General features: G+C 72.2%; 20 protein-coding genes and 2 pseudogenes. 12 read left to right on the top strand and 10 right to left on the bottom strand.

The window, feature by feature from the left end; genetic code table 11:
- Nucleotides 1–143 precede the first annotated feature (143 nt).
- Nucleotides 144–2,618, bottom strand: coding sequence for an ATP-dependent helicase HrpB (gene hrpB / locus ACIA6A_RS34300; protein WP_396102128.1), 2,475 nt, complete (start codon nucleotides 2,616–2,618; stop codon nucleotides 144–146).
- A gap of 86 nt (nucleotides 2,619–2,704) precedes the next feature.
- Between hrpB and uraD the strand changes: the two genes are divergently transcribed.
- The 9 genes and pseudogenes from uraD to alc all read left to right on the top strand — a co-directional run bounded on the left by uraD (nucleotide 2,705) and on the right by alc (nucleotide 12,467).
- A complete protein-coding gene (gene uraD, locus ACIA6A_RS34295) occupies nucleotides 2,705–3,205 on the top strand; it encodes a 2-oxo-4-hydroxy-4-carboxy-5-ureidoimidazoline decarboxylase (protein WP_396102127.1) in 501 nt (166 codons plus the stop codon).
- Nucleotides 3,192–3,515 (top strand): hydroxyisourate hydrolase, encoded by a 324-nt coding sequence (gene uraH, locus ACIA6A_RS34290; protein ID WP_396102126.1) that lies wholly within the window; start codon nucleotides 3,192–3,194, stop codon nucleotides 3,513–3,515. The genes uraD and uraH overlap by 14 nt, the downstream gene beginning before the upstream one ends.
- 5 nt (nucleotides 3,516–3,520) lie before the next feature.
- Nucleotides 3,521–4,369, top strand: a complete 849-nt coding sequence (gene pucL / locus ACIA6A_RS34285) for a factor-independent urate hydroxylase (RefSeq protein WP_396102125.1) — start codon at nucleotides 3,521–3,523, stop codon at nucleotides 4,367–4,369.
- Nucleotides 4,366–5,688, top strand: a complete 1,323-nt coding sequence (locus tag ACIA6A_RS34280; RefSeq protein WP_396102124.1) for an 8-oxoguanine deaminase — start codon at nucleotides 4,366–4,368, stop codon at nucleotides 5,686–5,688. The genes pucL and ACIA6A_RS34280 overlap by 4 nt, the downstream gene beginning before the upstream one ends.
- A gap of 165 nt (nucleotides 5,689–5,853) precedes the next feature.
- Nucleotides 5,854–7,341 carry a DUF1996 domain-containing protein gene (locus ACIA6A_RS34275; protein ID WP_396102123.1) on the top strand — a complete coding sequence of 496 codons (1,488 nt, stop codon included), beginning with the start codon at nucleotides 5,854–5,856 and terminating at the stop codon, nucleotides 7,339–7,341.
- 77 nt (nucleotides 7,342–7,418) lie between these two features.
- Nucleotides 7,419–8,960 (top strand): annotated as a pseudogene (gene aceB, locus ACIA6A_RS34270) (malate synthase A); the annotation flags it as partial.
- A gap of 2 nt (nucleotides 8,961–8,962) precedes the next feature.
- Nucleotides 8,963–10,117, top strand: coding sequence for a DUF6986 family protein (locus ACIA6A_RS34265; protein ID WP_396102122.1), 1,155 nt, complete (start codon nucleotides 8,963–8,965; stop codon nucleotides 10,115–10,117).
- Between the two features lie 35 nt (nucleotides 10,118–10,152).
- A complete protein-coding gene (gene allB / locus ACIA6A_RS34260; protein ID WP_396102121.1) occupies nucleotides 10,153–11,466 on the top strand; it encodes an allantoinase AllB in 1,314 nt (437 codons plus the stop codon).
- On the top strand, nucleotides 11,466–12,467 hold the full coding sequence (alc, locus tag ACIA6A_RS34255) for an allantoicase (protein WP_396102120.1): 1,002 nt from the start codon (nucleotides 11,466–11,468) through the stop codon (nucleotides 12,465–12,467). The genes allB and alc overlap by 1 nt, the downstream gene beginning before the upstream one ends.
- A 1,911-nt stretch (nucleotides 12,468–14,378) precedes the next feature.
- Here alc and ACIA6A_RS34250 read toward each other — a convergent pair.
- The 3 genes and pseudogenes from ACIA6A_RS34250 to ACIA6A_RS34240 form a co-directional block, all read right to left on the bottom strand.
- A pseudogene (locus ACIA6A_RS34250) lies at nucleotides 14,379–15,043 on the bottom strand (response regulator); the annotation flags it as partial.
- A complete protein-coding gene (locus tag ACIA6A_RS34245) occupies nucleotides 15,040–16,371 on the bottom strand; it encodes a sensor histidine kinase (protein WP_396102119.1) in 1,332 nt (443 codons plus the stop codon). The gene ACIA6A_RS34245 and the pseudogene ACIA6A_RS34250, both read right to left, overlap by 4 nt.
- A 70-nt stretch (nucleotides 16,372–16,441) precedes the next feature.
- Nucleotides 16,442–18,019 carry a phospholipase D family protein gene (locus tag ACIA6A_RS34240; RefSeq protein WP_396102118.1) on the bottom strand — a complete coding sequence of 526 codons (1,578 nt, stop codon included), beginning with the start codon at nucleotides 18,017–18,019 and terminating at the stop codon, nucleotides 16,442–16,444.
- 75 nt (nucleotides 18,020–18,094) lie between these two features.
- Here ACIA6A_RS34240 and ACIA6A_RS34235 point away from each other — a divergent pair, with 75 nt between their 5' ends.
- Nucleotides 18,095–18,217, top strand: a complete 123-nt coding sequence (locus ACIA6A_RS34235; protein WP_396102117.1) for a hypothetical protein — start codon at nucleotides 18,095–18,097, stop codon at nucleotides 18,215–18,217.
- A 55-nt stretch (nucleotides 18,218–18,272) separates the two neighbouring features.
- Entirely contained in the window at nucleotides 18,273–19,538 is a 1,266-nt protein-coding gene (locus ACIA6A_RS34230; RefSeq protein ID WP_396102116.1) for a hypothetical protein, read from the top strand.
- A gap of 3 nt (nucleotides 19,539–19,541) precedes the next feature.
- Here ACIA6A_RS34230 and ACIA6A_RS34225 read toward each other — a convergent pair whose 3' ends face one another.
- Nucleotides 19,542–20,660, bottom strand: a complete 1,119-nt coding sequence (locus ACIA6A_RS34225; protein WP_396102115.1) for a protein-L-isoaspartate O-methyltransferase — start codon at nucleotides 20,658–20,660, stop codon at nucleotides 19,542–19,544.
- Nucleotides 20,617–21,846, bottom strand: a complete 1,230-nt coding sequence (locus ACIA6A_RS34220) for a phosphotransferase (protein WP_396102114.1) — start codon at nucleotides 21,844–21,846, stop codon at nucleotides 20,617–20,619. The genes ACIA6A_RS34225 and ACIA6A_RS34220 overlap by 44 nt, the downstream gene beginning before the upstream one ends.
- A 59-nt stretch (nucleotides 21,847–21,905) precedes the next feature.
- On the opposite strand from ACIA6A_RS34220, the gene ACIA6A_RS34215 reads away from it, so the two are divergent.
- Nucleotides 21,906–22,688: a transglutaminase family protein gene (locus tag ACIA6A_RS34215; RefSeq protein WP_396102113.1), complete on the top strand. Its 783-nt coding sequence runs from the start codon at nucleotides 21,906–21,908 to the stop codon at nucleotides 22,686–22,688.
- A gap of 47 nt (nucleotides 22,689–22,735) precedes the next feature.
- Here the strand turns inward: ACIA6A_RS34215 and ACIA6A_RS34210 are convergent, their stop codons facing one another.
- The 4 genes from ACIA6A_RS34210 to ACIA6A_RS34195 are packed head-to-tail and all read right to left on the bottom strand — an operon-like array spanning nucleotide 22,736 to nucleotide 25,914.
- A complete protein-coding gene (locus ACIA6A_RS34210) occupies nucleotides 22,736–23,692 on the bottom strand; it encodes a pirin family protein (protein ID WP_396102112.1) in 957 nt (318 codons plus the stop codon).
- 11 nt (nucleotides 23,693–23,703) lie between these two features.
- On the bottom strand, nucleotides 23,704–24,162 hold the full coding sequence (locus tag ACIA6A_RS34205) for a MarR family winged helix-turn-helix transcriptional regulator (RefSeq protein ID WP_396102111.1): 459 nt from the start codon (nucleotides 24,160–24,162) through the stop codon (nucleotides 23,704–23,706).
- A gap of 49 nt (nucleotides 24,163–24,211) precedes the next feature.
- Entirely contained in the window at nucleotides 24,212–25,312 is a 1,101-nt protein-coding gene (locus tag ACIA6A_RS34200; protein WP_396102110.1) for an MFS transporter, read from the bottom strand.
- Nucleotides 25,309–25,914 (bottom strand): HAD-IA family hydrolase, encoded by a 606-nt coding sequence (locus tag ACIA6A_RS34195; RefSeq protein WP_396102109.1) that lies wholly within the window; start codon nucleotides 25,912–25,914, stop codon nucleotides 25,309–25,311. Before ACIA6A_RS34195 ends, ACIA6A_RS34200 begins: the two co-directional genes overlap by 4 nt.
- Nucleotides 25,915–25,916: the final 2 nt, after the last annotated feature.

Raw genomic sequence — 25,916 nt, 5'->3', positions numbered from 1 at the left:
GGCCTTCCTGCACGATTACAACCATCACCGACCCCACACCGCCATCGGCGGCCTGCCACCCATCACACGGTTGACCAACCTCACCGGACATCACACCTAGGGCAACCCTCGGCCGGCTCCGCCCTCGACCATGGGGAGCGGGTTCAGCGGGCGCGGGGGTTGAGGCGGCGCGTCGGTGGGGTCTCGGCCGGGTTCTCGGGCCAGGGGTGGCGGGGGTATCGGCCGCGCATCTCGCCTCGGACCTGGGGATACCCGGTGGCCCAGAACGATGCCAGGTCGCTGGTCACGGCCAGCGGGCGGCCCGCCGGGGAGAGCAGGTGCAGGCGTACCGGGATGCGGCCGTCGGCCAGGCGGGGGGCGTTCTGCCAGCCGAAGGTCTCCTGGAGTTTGACCGCGAGCACCGGGGCGTCCGGGTCGGTGTAGTCGACGCGGATCTTGGATCCACTGGGGACCGGGAGGCGTTCCGGGGCGACCTCGTCGAGGCGGCCGGCCACCTGCCAGGGCAGCAGGTCGCGCAGGGCGGTCGCGAGGTCGAGTCTGGCGAGATCGGCGCGGCGGCGGGCACGGCGCAGGTCGAGCCAGTCGGTTTCGGCGAGGGCCTCATCCGACACCTCCGGCCAGGGGTCGCCGAGGGCGGCCTGGGCGAACGCCAGGCGTTGCCGCAGCTCGGTCGCGGTGCGGGACCAGGTCAGCAGGCCGAGGCCTTCGCGGCGCAGGCCATCGCGCAGGGCCTGCTGCACCAGGGCCGGATCCGGGTTGTCGATGCGGCGTTCGACCAGGGTGATCGCGCCGAGGCGGTCGGCGCGGCGGGCGACCACGTCGCCGTCGATCCAGCCGATCTCGGTGTCGGTGCGGGCCAGGGTCGACGCGGCTTCGCGGGCGGTGGCCTCGTCGAGCGGGGCGGCGCTGCGGATGCGGGCGGTGCGTGCGCCCGGTGCGCGGTCCGCGTCGGCGACGGCGAGCCAGGTCGTCCCGGCGAGGTTGCTGCCGCCGTGCAGCTCCGCCTCGGTCCCGCCGGCCATCAGGTACGACCGGGAGCCGGCCTCCCGTGCCCGAGCGACCCTTTCCGGGTACGCGAGCCCGACCACCAGCCCAGCCGCGAGATCATCGGTGAGGTGGGTACGTGGCGTCGAGGTGCCGGTGTTGCGGTCCAGGGCGGCGGTGAGGCGGCGGACCTCGGACTGCCAGGCGCCGTCGCGGTCGTTGCGGGCCCGGCGCCAGGCTACGGCCACGTCGTCGGAGGTGCGGTCGCCGTCGAGGAGCGCGACGATCTCGGCCGCTCGCCGGTTGCCGACCTCGGGGGCGCCGTCGAGCAGGGCCCGGGCCAGGCGGGGGTGCAGGCCGGCGTCGGCGAGGGAGCGGCCGCGCGGGGTGACCCGGCCGCTGTCGTCGGTCGCGCCGAGGTCGCGCAGGGTGGACCGGGCCGCCTGCAGCGCTCCGGCCGGGGGCTGGTCGGGCAGGGCGAGACCGGTGCCGTCCGGGTGGCCCCACAGGGCCAGATCGAGGGCGAAGCTGGTGAGGTCCGCCGCCGCGACCTCCGGTTCGGGCTGGGCCGGGAGCCGGTCGTGCTGAGCCTGCGACCAGCAACGGTAGACGCGCCCGGGGGCCTCACGCCCGGCCCGGCCGGCCCGCTGGACGGCTCCGGCGCGGGACACCGGGACGGTGACGAGGGTGCCCAGGCCGCGGTTGTGATCGGTACGCGGCACCCGGCTGAGCCCGGCGTCGACGACCGCGCGGACACCGGGGACGGTCAGGCTGCTCTCCGCGACCGCGGTGGCCAGCACCACGCGGCGTTCCGGGCCGGGGCGCAGCGCGGCGTCCTGGGCCAGGCCGGTCAGGCGGCCGTGCAGGGCGACGACGGTGGCACCGGCGCCGCGCAGTCTGCCGGCCACCGTCTCGATCTCGCGGGCGCCGGGCAGGAAGACGAGCACGTCGCCGTCGCCGTCGGCCAGCGCGCGCCGGACCGTGGTGGCGACGTGGTCGAGCAGCAGCGGGTCGACGCGCAGGCCGAGTGCGGGCTTGACCGGTTTCGGTGGCGGGCACCAGTGCACCTCGACCGGGAAGATCGCGGCGGACGCGGTCACCACGGGCGCGTCGCCGAGGATCTGGGACAGCCGGTCGGAGTCGGCGGTCGCGGACGTGGCGAGCAGGCTGAGGTCGGGGCGCAGCGCCGCCCGGACCTCGATCAGGAACGCGAGCGCGAGGTCGGTGTCGAGGTGGCGTTCGTGGCACTCGTCGAGGACGACCGCGGTGGTGCCGGCGAGTTCCGGGTCGCGGTGCAGGCGGCGGACGAGCACCCCGGTGGTCACGACCTCCACGCGGGTCCGGGCGGAGACGCGGCGGTCTCCGCGTACTGAATAGCCGACCAGGCCGCCCACCTCCTCGCCGAGCAGGGACGCCATCCGCCGGGCGGCCGCCCGGGCGGCGACCCGGCGGGGTTCGGCGACCACCACGAGGCCGCTGCCGGGATCGGCCAGGACCAGCGGGACCACCGTCGTCTTCCCGGTGCCGGGCGGGGCCACCAGCACGGCGGCCCCGGGTGCCGCGAGCGCCGCGGTGACCTCGGGCAGGACGGACCGGATCGGCAGGTCCGGCAGGTCGTCCACGGCGATCAACATCAACCCATCGTCCCCCACGAACAGAGCGTGTGTTAAATCGGCGCGTAGGCGTGGAAGATCCGTTGCCGGGCTGCTTGACTGGCTCGATGAACGACTTCGACGCCCTTCCCGCGGCCGAGCTCGAGGCGGAGCTGCTGGCCGTGTGTGCCGCGCCGGCCTGGGGTGCGGCGGTGACGGCCGGGCGCCCGTACCCGTCGCGGGAAGCTCTTCTGCACGCGGCCGGCGCTCTCGTGCGGGGGTTGAGCTGGGACGAGGTCCTCAAGGGCCTGTCCGCGCACCCGCGGATCGGGGAGCGCGCCGAGGGTGCTGCCAAGGAGGCGGCGTGGTCGCGGCGGGAGCAGTCGACGGCGGCGTCCACCGCGGACGACGCCACGAAGGCGGAGCTGGTCGCGGTCAACCGGGCGTACGAGGAGAAGTTCGGGCACGTGTTCCTGATCTTCGCGAGTGGCCGGTCGCAGGCGGAGATCCTGGCCGCGGCGAAACAGCGGCTGGGCAACGACGAGGCGGCCGAGCGGACGGTCGTGGCGGACCAGCTGGCCCGGATCGCGGTGCTGCGACTGGAGAGGATGCTCGATGAGCTCGGCTGACGGCGGCGCGACGATCTCCACGCACATCCTGGACACGGTGACCGGTGAGCCGGCCCGCGACGTGGCGGTGCGCCTGGACGGCGAAGGACTGACCGATTCCGGTCGCACCGACGCAGACGGGCGGGTGCGGTTCGCGGTGGCGGTGCCGGCCGGGGGCTACCGGCTGACGTTCGCGGTGGAGCCCTATCTCGGCGCGGACGCGTTCTTCCCCGAGATCTCCGTGGCGTTCCGTGTGCACGACCCGCACCGGCACTATCACGTGCCGTTGTTGTTGAGCAGGTACGGCTACACCACCTATCGAGGGAGCTGACGCGCGTGGCGATCGTGCTGGGACCGAACCGTTACGGCAAGGCGGAGACCCGGCTGGTGCGGGTCACCCGGGACGGTGACACGCACGGCCTGGCGGACCTGAACGTGAGCGTCGCGCTGTCCGGGGAGCTGTCGGCGACGCATCTGAGCGGGGACAACGCCGGCGTGCTGCCGACCGACACGATGAAGAACACGGTGTACGCGTTCGCGCGGGAGCACGGTGTCGCCTCGCCGGAGGAGTTCGCTCTGCTGCTGGGGCGGCACTTCGTGCAGACGCAGCCGCAGATCACGCATGCCCGGATCGGCATCGAGTCGTTCGGGTGGGAGCGGATCGGGCCGCATTCGTTCCGGCGGGCGGGCGACTTCGTCCGTACGGCGGTGGTCGATGTGTCGTCCTCCGGTTCCCAGGTCGTCTCGGGTCTGCGGGACCTGGTGGTCATGAACACCACCGACTCGGAGTTCCACGGCTTCCCGCGGGACCGCTACACGACGCTTCCCGAGACCACCGACCGCATCCTGGCCACGTCGGTGACCGCGTCCTGGCGGCACAGCGCCGGCGTCGCCGATGTCGAGGCGGTCAAGGACGCGCTGGTGCACGCGTTCGTGACGACCCACAGCTATTCGCTGCAGCAGACCCTGTACGCGATGGGCAAGCGGGTGATCACCGATTTCCCGGGGATCGCCGAGATCCGGCTGGCGCTGCCGAACAAGCATCACTACCTGGTCGACCTGTCCCGGTTCGACCTGGAGAACCCGGGTGAGGTGTTCATGGCGGGCGACCGGCCGTACGGATTGATCGAGGGAACCGTGACCCGTGACGACGCGCCGCCGGCGCTGGTGGAGTGGTATTTGTGATCATCATCGAGAACTGCGCCGTCGCGACCGTGGACGCGGCCGGCACCGAGTACGCCGACGGGCACGTGGTGGTCGGCGACGACGGCCGGATCGCCGCGGTCGGCCCCGGGTCCTACGCCGGCGCGGGGCGGCGGGTCGACGGCGACGGCTGCCTGATCACTCCCGGTCTGGTCAACACGCACCACCACCTGTACCAGTGGGCCACCCGGGGGCTGGCCACCGACAGCACGCTGTTCGGCTGGCTGCAGACGTTGTACCCGATCTGGGGCCGGATCGACGCAGAGACCGTCGGCGCGGCGGCCGGGGCGGCGCTCGGCTGGCTGGCGCTGTCCGGCTGCACGACCAGCATGGACCACCACTACGTGTTCCCTCGCGACGGTGGCGACGTGCTGGAGGCGGAGATCCTCGCGGCCCGCGAGATCGGGCTGCGGTTCCACCCGACCCGCGGTTCGATGGACCTCGGGCAGTCCCAGGGCGGGCTCCCGCCGGACAACGTGGTCGAGGACACCGACGAGGCCCTCGCGGCCACCGAGGCGGCGATCGACCGCTGGCACGACCCGTCGCCGGAGTCGATGCTGCGGATCGGGGTGTCGCCGTGCTCGCCGTTCTCGGTGACCGAGCGGCTGATGACCGAGGCCGCGGCGCTCGCCCGGCGCAAGGGCGTGCGGTTGCACACCCATCTCGCGGAGACCGACGACGAGGACGATTTCTGCCGGGAGAAGTTCGACTGCACGCCGGTGGAGTACGCCGAACGACTCGGCTGGCTGGGGGAGGACGTGTGGCTCGCGCACGGCGTCCACCTCGACGACGCGTCGGTGGCGAAACTGGCCGCGACGGGTACGGGGGTCGCGCACTGCCCGAGTTCCAACGCCCGCCTCGGTGCGGGTCTGGCCCGGGTCCGGGACCTGCTCGACGCCGGCGTCCCGGTCGGGCTGGGGGTGGACGGCGCGGCCTCCCAGGAGGCCTCCCACCTGGGCGAAGAGCTGCGCCAGGCACTGTACGTGGCGAGGCTGCGCGGCGGCCCGACGGCGCTGACCGCACGGGAGTCGCTGCGGCTCGGCACGCTGGGTGGCGCGCGCCTGCTGGGCCGGCAGGACGACATCGGCAGCATCGAGGTGGGTAAGCTGGCCGATCTCGTGCTCTGGCGCCTCGACGGGCTGGGTCACGCGGGCATCGGCGACAAGGTCGCGGCGCTGGTGCTCGGCCCGGCCGCCCCGGTGGAACTGGCCCTGGTGAACGGTGCCCCGGTGGTCGAGCGGGGCACGCTGGTCAACGCGGACGCCGCCGGCCTGACCGCCCGCCTCTTAAGGAAGATTTAAGGAACAGGGCCGGAGAAAATGTTATCGAAAGCTCGTCCGGCGGCGACCAGGGGCCATTGTTCCGGCCCCTCTTAATTCTTCTTTCGTGAGTTGAAACAAGCGCTCTGACCTCCGCATACTCCTTCCCGGAAACGCTGTGTCGTGCAGACCCGAAGGATTGAAGCAATGCGGAATAGCTTGCATGTCGCACCCCAGGACCCGGTGAAGAAGCGCCGCCGCCGCACCCGCCTCGCGCTCGCGGCGGCGGTGGCCGTGACGGTGGGTGGCAGCGGCGTCTACATCGCCAACGCCAGCGCCGCCGAGGTCGTCGTCCCGGGCCGGCTGCAGGCGGAGGCGTTCGCGGCCCAGTCCGGCACCCAGACCGAGGGCACCGGCGACAAGGACGGCGGCAAGAACGTCGGCTGGGTGTCGAACGGTGACTGGCTGCGCTTCGACAACGTGTCGATCACCGGCACCGACCTGACCGCCCGGGTCGCCGCCGACAACAGGACCGGCGGGAGCATCGAGCTGCACCTCGGGTCGCAGACCGGCAAGCTGCTCGGCACGTTCAAGGTCTCCTCGACCGGCGGCTGGCAGAAGTGGACCACGGTCACCGCGCGGGCGTCGGCCGTGCCCAGCGGCAAGCAGACGGTGTTCGCGGTCGCCAAGAGCACCCAGCAGAGCGACTTCGTCAACATCAACTGGTTCACCCTCGGGCCGGCTTCTCCCGCGTCCCCGTCGCCCTCCCCGTCGTCGGCTGCTCCTTCTTCGGCTCCCTCGTCCTCACCCGCTTCGTCCTCACCTACGTCGTCCGCGCCCACCTCCCCGGCCGGGTTCGTTCCGGTCGACCAGGCGAAGTGGCAGGCCGAGCTGGACTACTTCGACTCGGTGCCGCTGCAGAAGGTCCCCGGCGACATCGTCCGGGTGGCGGAGTTCCAGACCAACTGCAAGGCCACGGTCGAGGCGCCGGTCGACCCGATCGTCTTCCCGAACATGCCGGGCGCATCGCACATGCACACGTTCTTCGGGCCGGAGAAGATCGACGCGAGCACGACAAACGAGGATCTGCTCACCACCAGGACGAACTGTGACGCCCCCGGTGACTTCAGCGCGTACTGGGCGCCGACGCTGACCCAGGACGGCAAGACCGTACCCATGCAGGGCTTCCGGGTCTACTACGGCTCCCGTCTCGCCGACCCGTCGGTCACCAAGCCGTTCCCGCCCGGCCTGCGCATCGTGCAGGGCGACGCCAAGCTGCAGGAAGCCACCCCCAAGGGCAAGAACGGCCAGTTCTGGTGCGCCGGCAGCGCCGAGATCGGCCGCAGCGCCGACGGCAACTGGCCCAAGTGCGCCGCCGGCGGCAACCTGATCTACCAGCTGACGTTCAAGGACTGCTGGGACGGCAAGAACATCGACTCGCCGGACCACAAGTCGCACATGGCCAACGCGGTCGACGGCAAGTGCCAGGGTGACTACCCGGTCGCGGTCCCGAACCTGTCGTTCATGCTCGGCTACGACACGCTCGGCGGCGACGGCCTGAAGCTGTCCTCCGGCATGGCCTCCTCGATCCACGGCGACTTCATGAACGCCTGGGACCCGAAAAAGCTGTCCGACCTGGTCAAGGTCTGCCTGACCCAGAAGGCCAAGTGCGGCACCACCCCCGGCTGGAACTGAGCACCGCACCTCCCCGGTGAACCGGCGGTCCCCATCGGGGGCCGCCGGTTCCGGTTTCCCGATACGGTGTTCGCGTATCGCTTCGCCGAGGGGAGTCGTCCGCCGTGACCGAGATTCTGTCCGCCGAGGCAGTCGCGTTCGTCGCCGATCTGACCAGGCGCTTCCGCCCCCGGCGCGACGAGCTGCTCGCCCGCCGCGCCGAGCGCCGCGCACAGATCGCCGCCGGTGAGACGCTCGGCTTCCGGCCCGAGACCGCGGAGATCCGGGCCGGCGACTGGACCGTCCCGGCGGCGCCCGCCGACCTGAGCGACCGCCGCGTCGAGATCACCGGCCCCACCGAGCGCAAGATGACCATCAACGCGCTCAACTCCGGCGCCAAGGTCTGGCTCGCCGACCTCGAGGACGCCAACACCCCGCACTGGGCGAACGTGCTCGACGGCCAGCAGAACCTGTACGACGCGATCCGGCGCACGGTGTCGCTGGAGACCCCGGCCAAGACGTACCAGCTCGGCGACGGGCCGTACCCGACGATCGTCATGCGCCCGCGGGGCTGGCACCTCGACGAGCGGCACCTGCCCGTCGACGGCACCCCCGCGGTCGCCGCCCTGGTCGATTTCGGGCTCTACTTCTTCCACAACGCGGCCGAGCTGGTCGCCCGGGGCAGCGGCCCCTACTTCTACCTGCCCAAGATGGAGTCGTACCACGAGGCGGCGCTCTGGAACGACGTCTTCACCCACGCCCAGGAGGCGCTCGGCATCCCGGTCGGCACGATCCGGGCCACCGTGCTGATCGAGACGATCCCGGCCGCGTTCGAGATGGACGAGATCCTCTGGGCGCTGCGCCCGCACATCTCCGGCCTCAACGCCGGCCGCTGGGACTACCTCTTCAGCATCATCAAGTACTTCCGCGACAACCCGGCGATGGTGCTGCCGGACCGGGCCGCGGTGACGATGACCGCGCCGTTCATGCGGGCGTACTCGGAGCTGCTGGTCTCGACCTGTCACCGGCGCGGCGCGTTCGCGATGGGGGGCATGGCCGCGTTCATCCCCAGCCGCCGGGACCCGGCGGTCAACGAGGTCGCGCTGACCAAGGTCCGCGAGGACAAGCAACGCGAGGCCGGGGACGGCTTCGACGGATCATGGGTGGCCCACCCCGACCTCGTACCCATCTGCTTCGACGCTTTCCAGAAGACCAACCAGCTCGACCGTACGCGTTCCGAGGTCACCGTCACCGCGGAGCAGCTGCTCGACGTGGCCTCGCTCGGCGCCGTGGTGACCGAGGCCGGCCTGCGGTCCAACGTCTCCGTCGCGCTGCAGTACCTGGAGGCCTGGCTGCGTGGCAACGGGGCGGTGGCCATCTTCAACCTCATGGAGGACGCCGCCACCGCCGAGATCTCCCGGTCCCAGGTCTGGCAGTGGATCCACAACGACGTGCGGCTCGACGACGGCACCCCGATCACCGCCGAGCTGGTCGCCCGGATTGAGGACGAAGAGCTCGCGAAGATCGACCAGCCGGCGGGCAACCGGTTCGACGAGGCCCGCAAACTGTTCGAACGGGTCGCGCTGGCCGACGACTTCGCCGACTTCCTGACCACCGTCGCCTACGAAGCGATCGACTGACCGTGCGGCTCACCGACGACGACTACGCGGCGCTCGACGACTCGCTCGCCGGTCACGACGCGTTCCTGCGCTCGCGCTACCCGGGCGAGCGCCCCGGCCGCCAGCCGGTGCACACCGTGTACATCCCGGCCGACCGGATCACCGGTTTCCGCGAGTGGGGACCCCGGGCCCTGGCGGCGCTCGACGAGCACCCGCCGCTGCCGTTCCCCGCCGCCCTGGAGGAACGCGTCCGGGCCAAACTCGCCACCGAACCCATCGAGGACCTCCGCGTCGACTTCGAGGACGGGTACGGGGTCCGCGACGACGACCAGGAGGACGCCGCGGTCAAACAGGCCGTGGCGACGCTGCTCGACGGCCCCCGGCCGCCGTTCCTCGGCCTGCGGATCAAATCCCTGGAAGCCCCCACCCGGCACCGGGCCCTGCGCACCCTCGACCTGTGGCTCACGCACTACCCCGACCCGTTCGTGATCACCCTGCCCAAGGTCAGCGGCCCCGACCAGGTCACCGCGATGGTCGCGCTCTGCGACCGCCTCGAGCGGGCCCACGCCCTGCCGGCCGGCACGCTGCGCTTCGAGATCCAGATCGAGCTCCCCGCCGCGGTCCTCGGCGCCGACGGCACCGCCACCGTCGCCCGCCTCATCACCGCGGCGGCCGGACGCTGCACCGGCCTGCACTACGGGACGTACGACTACAGCGCGGCCGCCGGCGTCGCCGCCGCCCACCAGGCCATGGACCACCCGGTCGCCGACTACGCCAAAGCGGTCATGCAGGCCGCGGCGGCCGGCACCGGCGTCCGGCTCTCCGACGGCTCGACCAACATCCTCCCGGTCGGCACCGACGTGGCGGTCCACGAGGCCTGGGCCCTGCACCACCGGCTCGTGCGCCGCTCCCTCGAACGCGGCTACTACCAGGGCTGGGACCTGCACCCGGCGCAGCTGCCCACCCGCTTCGCCGCCACCTACGCCTTCTTCGCCGACGGCACGGACGCGGCGGTCCTGCGTCTGCGCCGCTACCTCGACCGCCAGGCCGGCGGCATCCTCGACGAACCGGCGACCGCCCGGGCCCTGGCGACCTACCTGCTGCGCGGCCTCGACTGCGGGGCCCTGGCCCCCGGCGACGTCGCCTTTACCCGGGAGGAACTGCTTCGCTCGACGTAGCCGTCCGGCAACGCTGGGCGGTTAGGCTCGGGACCATGGTCGATCTCGTGCTGCGGTCCCGGCGTGCTGTCACCCCCGACGGGGAGCGGCCCGCGTCCGTCTGCGTGCTGGCCGGCCGCATCGTCGCGGTCGGCGCCTACGACGCGGCGGTGGACGCGGGGGAGGACATCGACCTCGGCGACGTGGCCCTGCTGCCCGGGCTGGTCGACACCCACGTGCACGTCAACGAGCCCGGGCGCACCGCATGGGAAGGCTTCGCCAGCGCCACCCGGGCGGCCGCCGCCGGCGGGGTCACCGCCATCGTGGACATGCCGCTCAACAGCCTGCCCCCGACCGTGAACGTGGAAGCGCTGCGGATCAAGCAGCGGGCCGCCGCCGGGCAGATCCACGTCGACGTGGGATTCTGGGGCGGGGCGATCCCCGGGAACGCCGGCTCGCTGGCCGCACTGCACAACGCCGGGGTGTACGGGTTCAAGGCGTTCCTCGCCGACTCCGGGGTCCCCGAGTTCCCGCCGCTGAACCCGGACCAGCTCGCCGAGGCCCTCGCGGCCGTCGACGCCCAGTTCGTGATCCACGCCGAGGACCCCGATCACCTGCACGCGGCGGTGTCCTCCGCGGCGTACCGTGACTTCCTCGCCTCCCGCCCCCCGGACGCCGAACACGCCGCCGTCGCCACCGCGATCGCCGCGGCCCGGGTCGCCGGGGCGCGGGTGCACATCCTGCACCTGTCCGCCGCGTCGGCGCTGCCCCTGATCGCGGCCGCGAAAGCCGACGGGCTGCGGGTCACCGCCGAGACCTGCCCGCACTACCTGACCCTCGACGCGGACGAGATCCCCGAGGGCGCCACCGAGTTCAAATGCTGCCCGCCCATCCGGGACTCCGCCAACCGCGACCAGCTGTGGGCGGCGCTCGCCGACGGGCTGATCACCTGCGTCGTCAGCGACCACTCGCCGTGCACGCCGGACCTCAAACGCCGTGACACCGGGGACTTCGCCGCCGCGTGGGGCGGGATCGCCTCGGTCCAGCTCGGGCTGCCGGTCATCTGGACCGCCGCCCGGGACCGGGGCCACTCGCTCGCCGCCGTCGTCGACTGGATGGCCCGGCGGCCCGCCGACCTGGTCGGGCTCACCGGCAAAGGCCGGCTCGCGGTGGGCGCCGACGCCGACCTCGTCGCCTTCGACCCGGACGGCACCTTCGTCGTCGATCCGGAAGCGCTGCATCATCGCAACCCGGTCACCCCGTACGCGGGGAAGACCTTGACCGGGCTTGTCCGCACGACCTGGCTGCGCGGGCAGCCGGTGACCGGCCAGTCGCCGCTGGGCCGCTTCCTCACCCGGGAGGTTTCCTGATGGAAGAGTTCACGATGCTGCCCGACCTGGCGTCGCGCGTCTACGGCGGCGGGGTGGTGTTCGCCAACGACGAGTTCTTCGCGGCCGCCGACCACCTGGTCGAGCCGGGCAGCCCGGTCTTCGCACCCCAGACCTTCGGGCAGAAGGGGCAGGTGTACGACGGGTGGGAGACCCGGCGGCGCCGCGAACCCGGATACGACACGGTGATCGTGCGGCTCGGCGCCCCCGGCGTGGTGCACGGCGTCGACATCGACACCGCGTTCTTCACCGGCAACTATCCGCCGGCCGCCTCGCTCGAGGGCTGCGCGATGGAGGGCTACCCGGACGCCGGCCAGCTCGCCGACGCCACGTGGGTGCCGCTCGTGCCGAGGTCCCCGCTCGCCGGCGACAGCCAGAACCTGTTCACCGTCGACTCCCGGCAACGGTTCACCCACGTACGCCTCAACATCTTCCCGGACGGCGGGGTGGCCCGGCTGCGCGTACACGGCGAGGTGGTCCCCGACCCGGCCCTGCTGCCGAGCGTGTTCGACGTCGCCGCCGCCGAGCACGGAGCCCGCATCGCCAGCTGCAGCAACATGTTCTACGGCCACCCCCAGCACATGATCAACCCGGGTCTGGCCCGCTCCATGGGCGACGGCTGGGAAACCTCCCGCCGCCGAGACGACGGCAACGACTGGGTCCTGGTACAACTGGTTGCCCCCGCCGTGATCGAACTCGCCGAACTCGACACCAGCCACTTCAAGGGCAACGCCCCGGGCAGCGCCACCCTGCGCGGCATCGACGCCCGGGTGGGCCTGCTCGACGACCCGGACGACTGGTTCGACCTGCTGCCCCAGATCCGCCTGAGCCCGGACACCCGCCACCGCTTCCCGATCCCGGTGGTCCCGGTAGCCACCCACGTCCGCCTCGACATCTTCCCGGACGGCGGCATGGCCCGCCTCCGCCTCCACGGCCACCCGGACGCAGCAGTCCTGAGAGCCCGCTACGAAGCGACAACATAAGCCCCCCGTCGCTGCCCCCGGCCCAACCGGTGATCCCGTATACGACCCGCTGCGTGCTCCCCGGCGCGTGCCCCGCACGCGTCCGAAGCACCCGGTGGCTGCCCCCATCCATCGTCACAGTCATGCCCACCCGACCCCGCACACCGACGTAATCAGGACCGACGGCAGGTTCCGCGTGACAGGTTGCGCCTGGCCGGCAACACCCGGTCCGATACCGAAGCAACAGGCGCCCGGACAAGAGCAGCGCGCCACAGTGGCCTTTCAGTCAATGAAACGATCCCGCTGCCAGCTGTGACACCCCCGCGGACCGCGGCAAGCAGCTGAACCCGGACCGCCACACAGACGAAACGGCTCTGGCTCTGGGGCTGCCCTGGCCCTGGCCATGGACCCGGCCTCGTCCCCGGCCATACGCCGAGCCTGGCCGTGACGCCGTCCCTGGCCATACGCCGAGCCTGGCCGTGACGCCGAGCCTGGCTCTGGCTCTGATCTGGCCCCGGCCTCGGCTCGATCTCGGCACCCCGGTGAATGGCCGCCTGAGCCCGCTGCCGGCCGCCGTTGCCTTCGACCCAGCGGCGACCTGGGCCCCATTCTCGATCCCACCCCGAGCCGCCGACGACAAGGGGTGCGGACTCCGGGCGAGAGCGAGGACTCGGAGCGGATCGAAAGCCCGGGTCGGAGCGAGGGCAGGGGGCGGAGGCAGAGCGGCGGGCGGGGCTGGAACGGGGTCGAGTGCTCGGGCGCGAGCGGGGGTCGGAGCCGGGGCTGGAGTCCGGGTTCGGGCGGGACCTCTGGTCCTGACAGGAACGGGGGTCCTGGCGGAGGCCGCGGCCGGGGTGGGAGTCGGGGTCTTGCCCGGGATGGAGGGCCGGGTGAGGGACGGGGCCCGAGTAGGAGCGGGGCCCCGAGTTCCGGCAGGAGTGGGTGCCTTGGCAGGGGCTGGAATCCGGGTAGGTACAGGAACCTCCGCGGGAGCTGGCGTTCGAGCCGGATCAGAGGCGAGAGTTCGGGCCGGGCCTGAAGCCTCGCCCGGAGCCGTTGAGTTACGCGCTGGCGCGGGCCTGGATGCGCGTGTGGACTCAGGCGCGGGAAGTGCCTGTAGGGCCCGCATCAATTCGGCCCAGAAACGTTTGATCGCGCACTTCGCCCACTCGTCACCGCGTAGCGAGCGCAACTCGCAAGCGCGCGCCACGTGGAGTCGGTATTTGCCCCAGGCGCGGCGCTCCGCATGGTCTCGGCGGAACTCTGCGCGGGACGGGGAATAGTTGCGCGACAGGGTTGGATCGCGCATTTTAGAGACCTGCATCGGTGTGAAGATCTGCAACTGCCCCATGCGTTCAATGATGCCTCGTCCCGTCTGCGGACACCAATCGGAGCAGTGTTCAGTTTATTGGTCCATGAAGGACATATGCCATCGTGACGTGCTGAAGCTCACTGACGAAAGAGCGACAGAAGAAGAGGGTGGCTACGTTGGGCGTGTCGCGCTGGAGAGGCGTACGTTGATGTCAGTGGGCGATCTGTCGACCGCCCGTGCACCTATTTGGTGAGAAATTTTGATCAAGTGAGAATGGCTTTTCGGATCGGTTCTTGGCAGTGGTATAGATCCTTGGCTTGACGGATCGATGTTCGAACAGTGCCTCGGTCGGCGGTTATGGTCTCGGTCTGTCGAGTGCGATCTGGATCGGCCCGGCGCGGCAGGGAATTGGTGGCGGTGTCGGGGGGTTCGGAAGTGTGACTTTTGGTCTAAGGGCAGACGGCGGATTGCCAGGCGGGGCAGCCCGGCTGCCAGGCACGAAGGGCAGGCGCAGGAGGCAGCAGGCAGCAGGCGCGGACGGGCAGGCGTGGGTAGGTGTGGGCGTGGGCAGATATGGCAGGCGTGCGGTTGGTGGGTCGCCGGCGGGGCGGTGAGCGGGTGGTGGGGTGCGGTGGTGGGGTCAGGCGCTGAGGTAGGTGAGGACGGCCAGGACGCGGCGGTTGGTGTTGTCGGCTGGGGGGAGGCTTAGTTTGGCGAAGATGTTGCCTACGTGTTTGCCGATGGCGGCTTCGGTTACGAAGAGGTGTGCGGCGATGGCTGAGTTGGAGTGGCCTTCGGCCAGCAGGGACAGGACCTCCCGTTCGCGGGGTGAGAGGGTGGCCAGGGGGTCCGGGGGGCGGCGCAGGAGGCGGCGGACGATCTCCGGGTCTACGACGGTGCCTCCGGTTGCCACCGTTCGCAGGGATGCCACGAAGTCGTGGACGTCGGCTACCCGGTCCTTGAGGAGGTAGCCGACCGCCTCGCCGGTGCCGCTGGCCAGCAGGGCCGTCGCGTATTCCTCCTGGACGTACTGGCTGAGGACCACGATGGGCAGGCTGGGGCGGATGCGGCGCATCGCCACCGCGGCCCGGAGGCCCTCGTCGCGGAAGTCGGGGGGCATGCGGATGTCCGTCACCACCAGGTCGGGGCTGTGTTCGCCGACCACCGCGACGAGTTCCTCGGCGTCGCCGACGGCTGCCACCACCTCGAAGCCGAAGCGGCCGAGCACACTGGACAGACCTTCGCGCAGGAGTACGCCGTCCTCGGCCAGGACCACCCGCGTCATGCGAGCACCTTCCGGGGGGACGTCGCGGCCCAGGGAAGTTCGACACGTATGAGGGTGGGGCCGCCTTCGGGGCTGGAGAGCAGGAGCCGCCCGCCGGCCGCCGCGACCCGGTCGGCGAGCCCGGTCAGTCCGGTGCCGCCGGCCGGGTCCGCGCCGCCCCGGCCGTCGTCGCGGACCTCGAGGACCAGCACCTCGCCGGCCCGCGCCAGCAGCAGGTCGGCCCGGGTCGCGCCGGCGTGCTTGACGACGTTGGCGAGGGCCTCGGAGGCGGCGAAGTAGGCCGTACCCTCGATCTGCTCGGTGGGCCGGGGCACGCCGTCCGCGACCGTCACGAGCACCGGGAGCGGTGACCGGCCGGCCAGTTCGCGCAGCGCGGCCGGCAGGCCCAGGTCGGTGAGCGCCTGCGGGCGGATGCCGTGGATGAGGTCGCGCATGACCACCATCAGTTCCTTCGCCTGGTCGTGGGCCTGGTTGAGCGGGACGGCGGCCGGGGAGTCCTCGGGTACGTCCAGCCGGGCCATGCCCAGTTGCAGGGTGAGGCTGGTGAGCCGGTGCTGGGCGCCGTCGTGCAGGTCGCGTTCGATGCGGCGGCGTTCCAGGTCGAACGCGTCGGCGAGGCGGGCCCGGGACCGGGCGACCTCGCGCAGCGCGACGGCGTTGCGGTCGCCGAGCAGGGCCCTGGTGACGGCGGCCTGGCCGGCCGCGATCGCTCCGACGAGGTAGCCGATGACCGGGATGAGCATGATCCCGCCGAGCGCGAACGGTACGGACTGCGCGGTGGTGCGTACGGTGAAGGAACCGATCGTGAGACCGAGGGCGTCCGTGCCGGCGAGGAACGGGCTGAGCAGCAGCCCCGCGTCGATCACCAGCAGGAACGCCACCAGCGAGTACGCGGCCGGGACGACCGTGCCGAGGAAGAGCCCGAAGAGCAGTTCGCGCCAGGTGGCGGCCTCGGTGTACCGGGCCCGGAGCCACCCGGCCGGCCCGGCCGGGGCCGGCGGGTGCGGCGAGGTCAGCGGCCGCGGGTCCAGCAGGGCGAGCCGGGCCCGTTCGATCGCGGCGAGCGGGATCGCCACCAGCGGGCCGGCACCGGCGACCAGGGCCAGTGCGACGGCCATCAGGAACACCAGGGCGCCGGTCGGTGCGGCACCGTCGCGCATCCGGGTGACCGCCGCCAGGTACGGCAGGGTCAGCAGGCCAGTGGCCGCGCCGGCGAGTCCTGCGAACGGCAGGGCGGTCACGGTGTAGAGCAGGGCCCGCCACGGTGCTCCGGTGAGCAGGTACCGGCGGTCCAGCAGGGCACGGAACGGGGCTTCTGTTATGGACACAGCGTCACGGTAGGCGAGCGGGACCGGGCCGGACCAGCCGTCCAGACCTAGTCCCGGGGTATACCCAGCCCTACCATTCGCCGGCCTTGCGGGCCCGCCACGAACGGCCGTCCGGGTCGTACATCAACCGGTACGCCGGGGCCGCCCAGAATCGCTGGTACCAGGGGAGCTTCTCCGGGTCGTGGGGCGACAACCGTCCCGGCGGGCGCGGGCCCTTCTCGCCGTCACGATGCCAGTCGAGGAGTTTTCCGGCGGCGGTGCGCACTGTTCGTACCGCGGCGTCGGGGTCCAGAAGGTCCTGGTCCGCGGAGAGGTCGAGGTGTTCGCGCATGAGGGAGAGCCGCAGGTTCCGCGCGTAGGCACGGGCCCCGTCGCCCAGCCCGGCCGGGTCCGACGGCGCCCGTTCGTCGCGGGTGTCGTCCAGCACGGCGCAGGACAGTTCGCTGTCGTGGGTCCAGGACCGGCGGTTGAAGTTATCGCTGCCGACGCTCGCCCACACGTCGTCGATGACACAGATCTTGGCGTGTACGTATACCGGGGTGCCGACATGGTTCTCCACGTCGAAGATGTGCACCCGGTCGGGGGCGGCGCTCCGGCACAGGTCGATGGCCTTCTGGCGGCCGATCTGGTTGGGCGGCAGCGCGAACCGGCCGTCCACGTCGGGGTGCCGGGGCACGACGGCGATCAGGTTCAGCTCGGGGTTGTCGGTGAGGGCCTCGGCGAACAGCTGCGCGACCTCGGTCGACCACAGGTACTGATCCTCGAGATAGATCAGCCGCCGTGCCCGTTTGATGGCCTTAGTGTAACCCCGGGCAATGCTCTGCTCACCCAGCGTCGCGAAACCGTAGGGCGGGCGCATCGCCGGATAGGTGCGCAGGACCTGGATGTTGTGCGTCCCGGTCGCGGGCGGGTCGGCGGGCCTCGGCGGCAGCCGGTCGGCGCGCAGGTCGGCGTGCCGGAGCTTGTCCGTCACGGTGGAGATCGGCCCGTGCTGGTCCAGCGGCACCGGATCGGTCCACCGCTCCCGGAACGTCAGATCGAGGGCGCCGACCACCGGTCCGCGCAGTGCCAGCTGCACGTCGTGCCAGGGCGGGTGGTCACCGTACGCGGAGGCCATCGCGATCGCCTGCGGATCGCCGAGGTGCCGCTCGTCGTCCCGGCGGCTGTGACACAGGTCGATGCCGCCGGCGAAGGCGATGTCGCGCTCCGGCTCGTCCGGGTGCCGCAGGATGACGACCTTCTGGTGGTGCGAGCCACCACGGCGTACCCGCTGATCGAGCAGGACCTCGCCACCCGCGGCCGCGATGTCCTCGCTGAGGTCCCGGTTCTCCTCCTCGCTGTAGGCGAGTTTGTCGACGTGCGAACGCCACAGCAGGCCCTTGACCACGACCCCGCGTTTGGCGGCCGCCGCGAACAGCTCGGCGATGGTCGGGCCGTCGTCGCGCATCCGTTCGTCCGGGTCGCCGCGCCAGTCGGTGAAGAACAGGTGGTCGCCCTCACTCAGCTGTTCGACCTCGTCCACCAGCCGGTCGAAATAATTTTTGCCATGAAACAACGGTTCAGCGGTGTTTCCTTCGCACCACGTGGGTATCTCGGAGTCCGGGTTGCCCCGCTCCCCGGTGGTCAGGAACCAATCCTCCAGCGTCATGCGGACAACCTCCCCCGGCCGTCACTGCGGCGACCCGGAGCTGTTCCTACCCCCTCGCGCCGAAGGACACACCCGATGAGCACTGAGCCCATGATCACGACCGCCGCCCCCGCCGCCGACGCCTCGGAGCGCGGGCTGCTGATCACCATGCTGGTGCTGGTGCTCCTCGGCGTCGGGGCCATGCTGTTCATGGCCTGATAATTGACACATCGGGGGCAGCGCGCACCGGGCCGCCTCATCCATACTTTTCCCTATGACGGGGGAGCCGGGTTACAGCAGCGCGTTCATCGAGATCCCGCCGGCGGAAGCAGCGGCCGGCACGACAAGAGCACTCTGGTCACCGAGTCACGGTTCACTGACCATCACCGTGCCCGCGGGCACGGTGGACGGTGCCGTGTTGTGGGTGCAGTCCACGGCCGGCCCGGTCGCGGTCACCGTGCGGGTGGCCGCTCCGTTCCCGGCCCCGGTCTCCGGCGCCCCGCAGTATCCGCCGCTCGCGGCCACCGGTCCCTCGGCAGCGCCCACGTCCGGGCGGCGTAACCGGATCATCGGCCTCGGCGTGGCCGCCCTGCTGGTGCTCGGCTGCTGCGGTGTGATCCGCGTGATGACCGGCGACGACGACAAGAACGACGTCGCCCGGGCCGACACGCTGACCCCCGCGACCACCACCACGACCACCGGGCCCGCCGCCCCGGTCACGACGGTGCCGACCACCGCGCCGGCGACCAGCCCGGATCAGTACGCGCAGATCCTCGCCCGGTCGGACGCCGCGCTCAAGGGCACGTTCGGCCGGCTCACCAACGCCGACGCGAAGGCGTTCACGAAAGCGGCACCGGGGGCGGTGGCCGGCATCCGCGCCGAGGCCGCCAAGCTGCGGGCGACCGCACCCCCGGCGGGCGCCGACGGGGTGAACACCCAGCTCGCCGGCGACCTGGAACGGCTCGGTGACATGGTCGAGGAGACCGCGGACGCCCGGGCGGAATGCCCGGCGGCGTCCCCGATCACCGAGGTGCTGCAGTCCGGCTGGGCCGACGGGATCCGCAAGGGCGCCAGGAAGCTCTCGTCGGCCGACGGCAAGTACAAGTTCGGCAGCTTCCTGCCGGCCGCCCCCAAGGACCAGAAGCGCCGCCTGAAGAACGGCAACTTCGTCAAGCGGACCTCCAGCGGCGGCCTCGGTCACCTGAAGGTCGAGAACGGCGCGGACGACACCACGATCTCGCTGGTCCCGGCGAAGGGCAAGAAGCCCAAACCGGTCCTCACCGTGTACGTCCGCAGCGGCAAGTCGTTCACCGCCAAGGGCATCCGGGACGGCACGTACCGCATCTACACCGCGTCGGGTGTGGACTGGAACGCCGCGAAGAAGGGTTTCACCCGGGACTGCTCGTTCAGCAAGTTCGACGACACGTTCGAGTTCTCGACGACGTCGACCTCGTCCTCCATCTGGACCATCACGCTCACCCCGGTGATCGGCGGCAACGCGTCGACCAGCGACGTGGACCCGGATTCGTTCCCCTCGTAACGCCTACCGGGGTGCGAGCGCCCAGCCGGCCGGGACCCAGATCGGGTCGCGGTGGTCGCCGGCGAGCTCGAGCGTGACGTGCCACGCCCGCATCGGCGGCCGGCCGGCGGACTCCCAGCGGTCGAGGACCATGGCGGCCTCGGCGGCGAGCCGGCCGGCGTGCGGTCCGCCGGCGACGATCCCGCCGTCGGGCCGGATCGCCGCACCGCCGCCGGTGCCGTCGTGGTCGATCAGGGCGAGGGTGCTCTGCGGCCGGCCGGGCAGGGCCGCTTGGGTGGCCCGGGTGCTCCAGACGCCGGCCGCGTACCAGAGGTCGCGGTACCCCGCCGGGTCCAGCGGCTCCGTCCAGCGCGCCGGAGCGACCTCGGTGAGGCCGGCGACCACCGCGGGGGCCGGGTGACTCGCGGGGTGCCGTGCGGCCAGGGGGCCGGCCGCGCTCATGAAGCCCGCGGCGCAGACCACCGACGCGGTCACCGGGCCGCCCGCGGAGCCCCGGACGGCGAGCACCGGATGGGTCCCACCATGCGCGACGGGAACAACGACCGCGCCGGTCTCGACCGGGCCGGTCGGCCCGGCCCTGGTCTGTGACAGCCAGTGGGGGGAGACGCCGGATACGCCGACGGTGACGATCACCCGGTCGAAGTGGTGGCCCGGGGCGCCGGTGTAGCCGTCGCCGGCCCGGACCTCGACGCCGGTGGCGCCGGCCCGGGCCAGGGCGAGCCGGGCCTGGGCGGCCACGTCGTCCTGGACGTCGATGCTGGTCACCGTCGCGCCGAGCCGGGCCAGCAGGGCGGCGTTGTAACCGGTACCGGTGCCGATCTCCAGGACCCGGTCGCCGGGTCGCACGCCGAGCGCCTCCAGCATGATGGCCATGAGTGCGGGCTGGCTGGAGGAGCTGACCGGGGTCCCGTCGTCGAGCTTGGTGACGAGCACGGCGTCGCGGTAGACGGCGTCGAGGAACCCGGTGCTCCCCGGGCCGGCCCAGGTGCCGTCCGGGCGGTGGAAGCCCCCGGCGACGAACGTCTCCCGGGGCACGGTGGCGAACGCCCGCGCGAGGGCCGGCGTCAGCGTGACGCCGTCATGCTCGATCTCGCCCACGAGGCGGCGTCCCAGTTCGGTCACGCCTCCCACGGTAGGACGTGTGCCGTGGGCGGGCGGCCTCGACCGCGGCGTGCAGGCATTCCGGCACGTCGTTCTCGTGGTAGGGCCGTTCGGCGTCCTCGATGTGGTCCAGGAAGTCCTGATACTGCGCCGCCGCCCGCAACCGGGCCACCGGCCGGATCAGCTCGACCGCGGTCTGCGGGTCGCAGCCGGGCACCGACTCCCGCCACCGGGCCGCCCACCCGGAGATGAGCTCGGGTGCTTCCGCGGGAACGTCCTCGGTCAGGCGCAGGATGTCGAACGCGGGGTCGCCCACGAACGAGTCTCCCCAGTCGACGATGACGCGGCTTCCGTCGGGCCGGGCGCGCACGTTGCCGGGGTGCAGGTCGCCGTGGACGAGGGTCGGGGGCAGGCCGCAGGCCGCGACGGCGGCGAGCCGGGCCGGGAGTTCGTCGAGCAGGTCGTCCAGGCCGCGGACGTGGTCGAGCCAGGGCGCGGCGGCCCGGGTGATCCGGTCGAGGCCGGCGCGCCGGTCCGGCACGCCCGCCCGGAGCAGCTCGCCGAGCCGGCCGGCGAAGTGATCCTGCACCGGGTGCAGGTCGGCGGCGATCCCGGCCCGGAACGCGGTGCCGGCGCCGTACCCGTCCTCGCCGGGCACGTGCGTGAGCAGGCTGCGGCCCTCGTCGCCGGTGGCCAGCACCTCGGGGACCAGAGCGGGGGCGAACCCGGCGACCAACCGCAGCACGGCCGGTTCGGGGGTGAGGAAGGCCGGGATCTGCTTGAGCCAGGCCACCGGCTGCCCGCCCGCCTCGAGCCGCCAGAGCGCCGACAGGTTCCAGGTGCGTACCTGGGTGGCGGCCACGTCGGGCAGGACCGACAGCGCCCAGCTCATCGACGCGGCAGGGCCACCGGGGACCGCCCACGGCGCGCGCGACGGGTCGGGCGAGGCGTCGGTCGTGAACGGTGTCAGCGCCACGGTCACCGGCCCGGCGACCTGGGCCAGGTAGGTGACCGGCCCGCCCGGTGGGGCTTCGTGGCCGGCGCCGAGCAGGCGCAGCACCGTGACGTCGAGGCCGTGCCGGGCCCGGACGGCGCTGACGACGTCACCCACCTCCTGCCACCACGGCACCTCGGTCTCGAAGGCGGGCAACGCACCGAGCACCTCTCCCGAGGTGTCGGCGAGCACGACGGTCACGATCCGGTTCACGCGATGGACCGTAACGCCTGCGACGTTTTTCCGGCGCGCCCGGTGGATAACCTGGTGCCGTGGACACCTCCCAGGTCGGCAGCACCCTCGGTTTCGACGTGACCGAGCCCGCGGAGATCGTGCTGCAGATCGCCGCCCAGGCGCCGCTGCACGAGACCCTGACGGTGTCGAACGCCGGGCAGCAGGTCGAGGTGGTTGAGCTGCCCGGGCGTCAGCACCTCGTGCACGCTCCGAAAGGGACGCTCACCGTCACCTACGCGGCGCAGGTGCCGCTCACGCTGCCACGACCGGCCGACGTCACGCCGATCGAGCGGGTCGTCGCGCTGCGCCCGAGCCGGTACTGCCCGTCCGACCGGCTCGCCGGGTTCGCCATTCAGCAATTCATGACAAAGGACGCCGCTGACACCGTACGGGAGATCGCGTCCTGGGTTAACCGTCATGTCGTCTACACCGTGGGGAGCAGCGGCCCGAGCACCGACGCCGCCGACACGCTGCTGGACGGCAGGGGGGTCTGCCGCGACTACGCGCACCTGGTCGCGACGCTGTGCCGGGCGCGCGACATCCCGGCCCGGGTCGCCGCCGTGTACGCGCCGGGTCTGTCCCCGATGGACTTCCATCTGGTGGTGGAGGCGGCGATCGACGGCCGGTGGACGGTGTGGGACGCGACCCGGCTCGCGCCGCGGCAGAGCCTGATCCGGATCGCCACCGGCCGCGACGCCGCCGACACCGCGCTGGCGACCACGCTGTCCGGCATGCTGACCATGCCGGAGCTGATGATCACCGCGGTGGCCGGCGGCGATCTGCCGTTCGACGACCACACCGGCCTGGTCGAGCTGCCCTGAGCTCAGCCGGCCTGAGCTCAGCCGGCCTGAGCTCAGCCGGCCTCGGGTCAGCTGGTGTGCGGGATCGTGCCCAGCCGGCCCTTCTGGAAGTCCTCGAAGGCCTGCTTGAGCTCTTCCTTGGTGTTCATCACGAACGGGCCGTAGTGGGCCACCGGCTCGCGGATCGGGCGGCCGCCCATGATGAACAGCTCCATCGCCGGGATGTTGGTGTCCTGCGTGGCCGCCGCGTTGACGCGCAGGGCGTCGCCGGCCGCGTGGGCGGCGAGCTGGCCGATCTGGATCGGGCGGTTCTCGACGCCGACGGTGCCCCGGCCGGCCATCACGTAGACGAGCGCGTTGTAGTCGGGCTGCCACGGCAGGTCGAGCTGGGCGCCCGGCTGCAGCGTGACGTGCGCCAGGTTGATCGGGGTGAACGTGGAGCCGGGGCCGGAGTGCCCGCCGACCTCGCCCGCGATGACCCGGATGAGGCTGCCGCCGTCCGCGGTGGTGAGCAGGGAGGACTCCTTGCCGCGGATGTCCTGGTACTTCGGGGTGATCATCTTGGCGGCACGGGGCAGGTTGACCCAGAGCTGCATGCCGTGGAAGAGGCCGCCGCTGGTGACGAGCTGCTCCGGCGGCGCCTCGATGTGCAGGATGCCGCTGGCCGCGGTCATCCACTGGGTGTCGCCGTTGGTGATGGAGCCGCCGCCACCGAGGGAGTCCTGGTGGTCCATGGTGCCGTCGATCATGTACGTGACGGTCTCGAAGCCGCGGTGCGGGTGCCACGGGGTGCCCTTGGGCTCGCCCGGCGCGTAGTCGACCTCGCCCATCTGGTCCAGGTGGATGAACGGGTCGAGCTCGTTGACGGGCACGCCGGCGAACGCGCGCCGGACCGGGAAGCCCTCGCCCTCGTAACCGCTCGGCGCGGTGGTCAGGCGGCGGACCGGGCGGTATTTCGTGGTGGCGGGGTCGAGCCGCGGCAGGCGGGGCAGGACCAGGACGTCGTCGACGGTGATCGCGGGCATGGGCGTTCCCCTTAGAGAGCGGCCGGGCGCAGGTTGTGGCCCAACCGGGTGAAGATGCTGGTGAGGGCGGCGATCTCGGTGTCGTCGAGGTCGTCGACGAAGGAGTCGCGGACGGTGGCCAGATGCTGCGGGGCGGCGGCCTCGAGCGCCGCCATCCCCGCGTCGGTGAGGACGGCTTCCTGGCCGCGGCCGTCGTCCGGGCAGCTCTGCTTGCGGACCAGGCCCCGCTTGATCATCGAGGTGATCTGGTAGGTCACCCGGCTGGGGGAGAAGACCATCCGGCCGGCGAGCTCGCCCATCCGGAGCCGGTGCCCGGGGGATTCGGAGAGCACCACCAGCACGTGGTAATCGGCCATGCTCAGCCCGGTCGCGGCGCGCAGCTCGTCCTCGAGGAGGGTCTGCAGCGCCCACGAGCTGTCGATGTAGGCCCGCCACATGCTCTGTCGGCGGGCGTCCAGTGGTTCGGCCATGACAGAGACAGTAACTCTTTCAAATCTGAAATACCAGGGGGTGTGGTGTTCACCGCCGATGACGCAGGAGGAGCAGCAGCGCCAGGAGAGGCAAGGTGATCAGGTACGCCAGCCGGAGTTCCACCACGTCGCCCAGGCGCGCGAGGGCGGCGGGGGCGGCCACGATGGCCGTACCGGAAGCGAGCGCGCCCAGTGACGCGGCGTGCGCGGCGCTCAGGCCCGGCGTCGCGACCAGGCCGGCCAGTGTCATCGGATAGAGCGTCGCCACGCCCAGCCCGGCCACCACGAGCCCCGCGGTCACCGGCCCCGGACCGCCGGCGACGATCACCGTGACCGCGCCCGCCGCGGTCACCACGGCGCCGGTCGTCACGATCGGGATCCGGTCGATGAGCAGCGGACCGGTGAGCCGGCCGATCGCCATGCCGATCGGGAACGCGATGCTGAGCAGGGCGGCGCGCGAGGCCGGCAGTCCGGTCCCGGTCAGCCGGGCGACCGCCCAGATCGTGAAGCAGAACTCGACCGCGACGGCCAGCAGCACCACGGTCCAGCGTCGCGCGGTCACCCCCACGGCGGGCCGCGCGGTGCTCCCGCCGGGGACGACCGGTGCGGCCGGGCGGGTGGCGACGGCCAGCAACAACAAGGGGGGTACGCCCATGAGCAGCGCGATCCTCCCGTTGCCGATCCCGCTCGCGTCCAGTCCGCCGATGGCCGCCGGGGCCAGCACCGACGCGGCGCTCGACACCCCGATGACCTTCGTCAGTTGCGCCGCCGCCCCGGCCATGACCACCGGCGTGACCAGCACGATCGCCGCACCGCCCATGCCGATGAACAGCGCGCCGGCCCCGATCAGCGGCAGGGTGGGGCTCAGCGCGAGCAGGGACATCCCGGCGGCCAGCGCCAGCGCTCCGGCGACCATGCCCAGCCGTGGTCCGTGCCGCAGCACGTACGGCCCGGCCGGCGCGATCAGCAGCAGACCGAACCCGAACGTCGCGGGGAGCCAGGCCAGGTCCTCCGGGGCCACCTTCAGGTCGCCGGCGAGCAGCACGAGGCACGCGCCGAGACCGGTGATCGCGTACCCGAGCGCGGCCTGCGCGATGCCCGCCTGCAGCACCGGCGCCAGGCCGCGGGGCGGCGCGGAGACGGCCGTCATCGCGGCAGCAGCCGGGCGAGTTCGCCGAGGTCACGGATGCGCAGGTCGCCGTCGACGCCCTTGAGCGCGGCGACGGTGGCCCCGGCCGCGCGCCCGGCCGTCACGCCCACCGCGGCGTCCTCCACCACCAGGCACCGGGCGGGGTCGACGCCGAGCAGCTCGGCACCGCGCAGGTAACCCTCGGGGTCGGGCTTGCCCGCGCTGATGTCGTCGACGGTCACCAGCACCGGCGCCACGATGCCGGCGGCACCCAGCCGCGCCTTCGCGAGCCGGGTGTCGGCGCTGGTCACGACCGCCCAGGGCAGGGTGAGCGCGGCCAGCAGGTCGTGCGCGCCGGGACAGGCGACCACGTCGGAGAGGTCGTCGTACTGCAGCTCGAGCTGGCGGTCGGCGGCGGCGCGGACCCGGTCGTCGTCGAGGTCGGGGCGGACCAGCCGGACCGTGCGCTCGGCCGGGGCGCCGTGCGACACGGCCAGGACCGCGGCCGGGTCGGCGCCGTGTTCGCCGGACCAGACGGTCCAGGCGCGCTCGACGGCGGCGTCCGAGTCGACCAGCGTGCCGTCCATGTCGAAAAGGACGGCCCGGATGGTGGTGAGATCCACGG

This window comes from Actinoplanes sp. NPDC051494 (genome assembly GCF_044454705.1).
Classification (GTDB): domain Bacteria; phylum Actinomycetota; class Actinomycetes; order Mycobacteriales; family Micromonosporaceae; genus Actinoplanes.
Note: the sequence above shows the minus strand (reverse complement) of the source record. Positions and strands in the feature narration are given on the sequence as shown.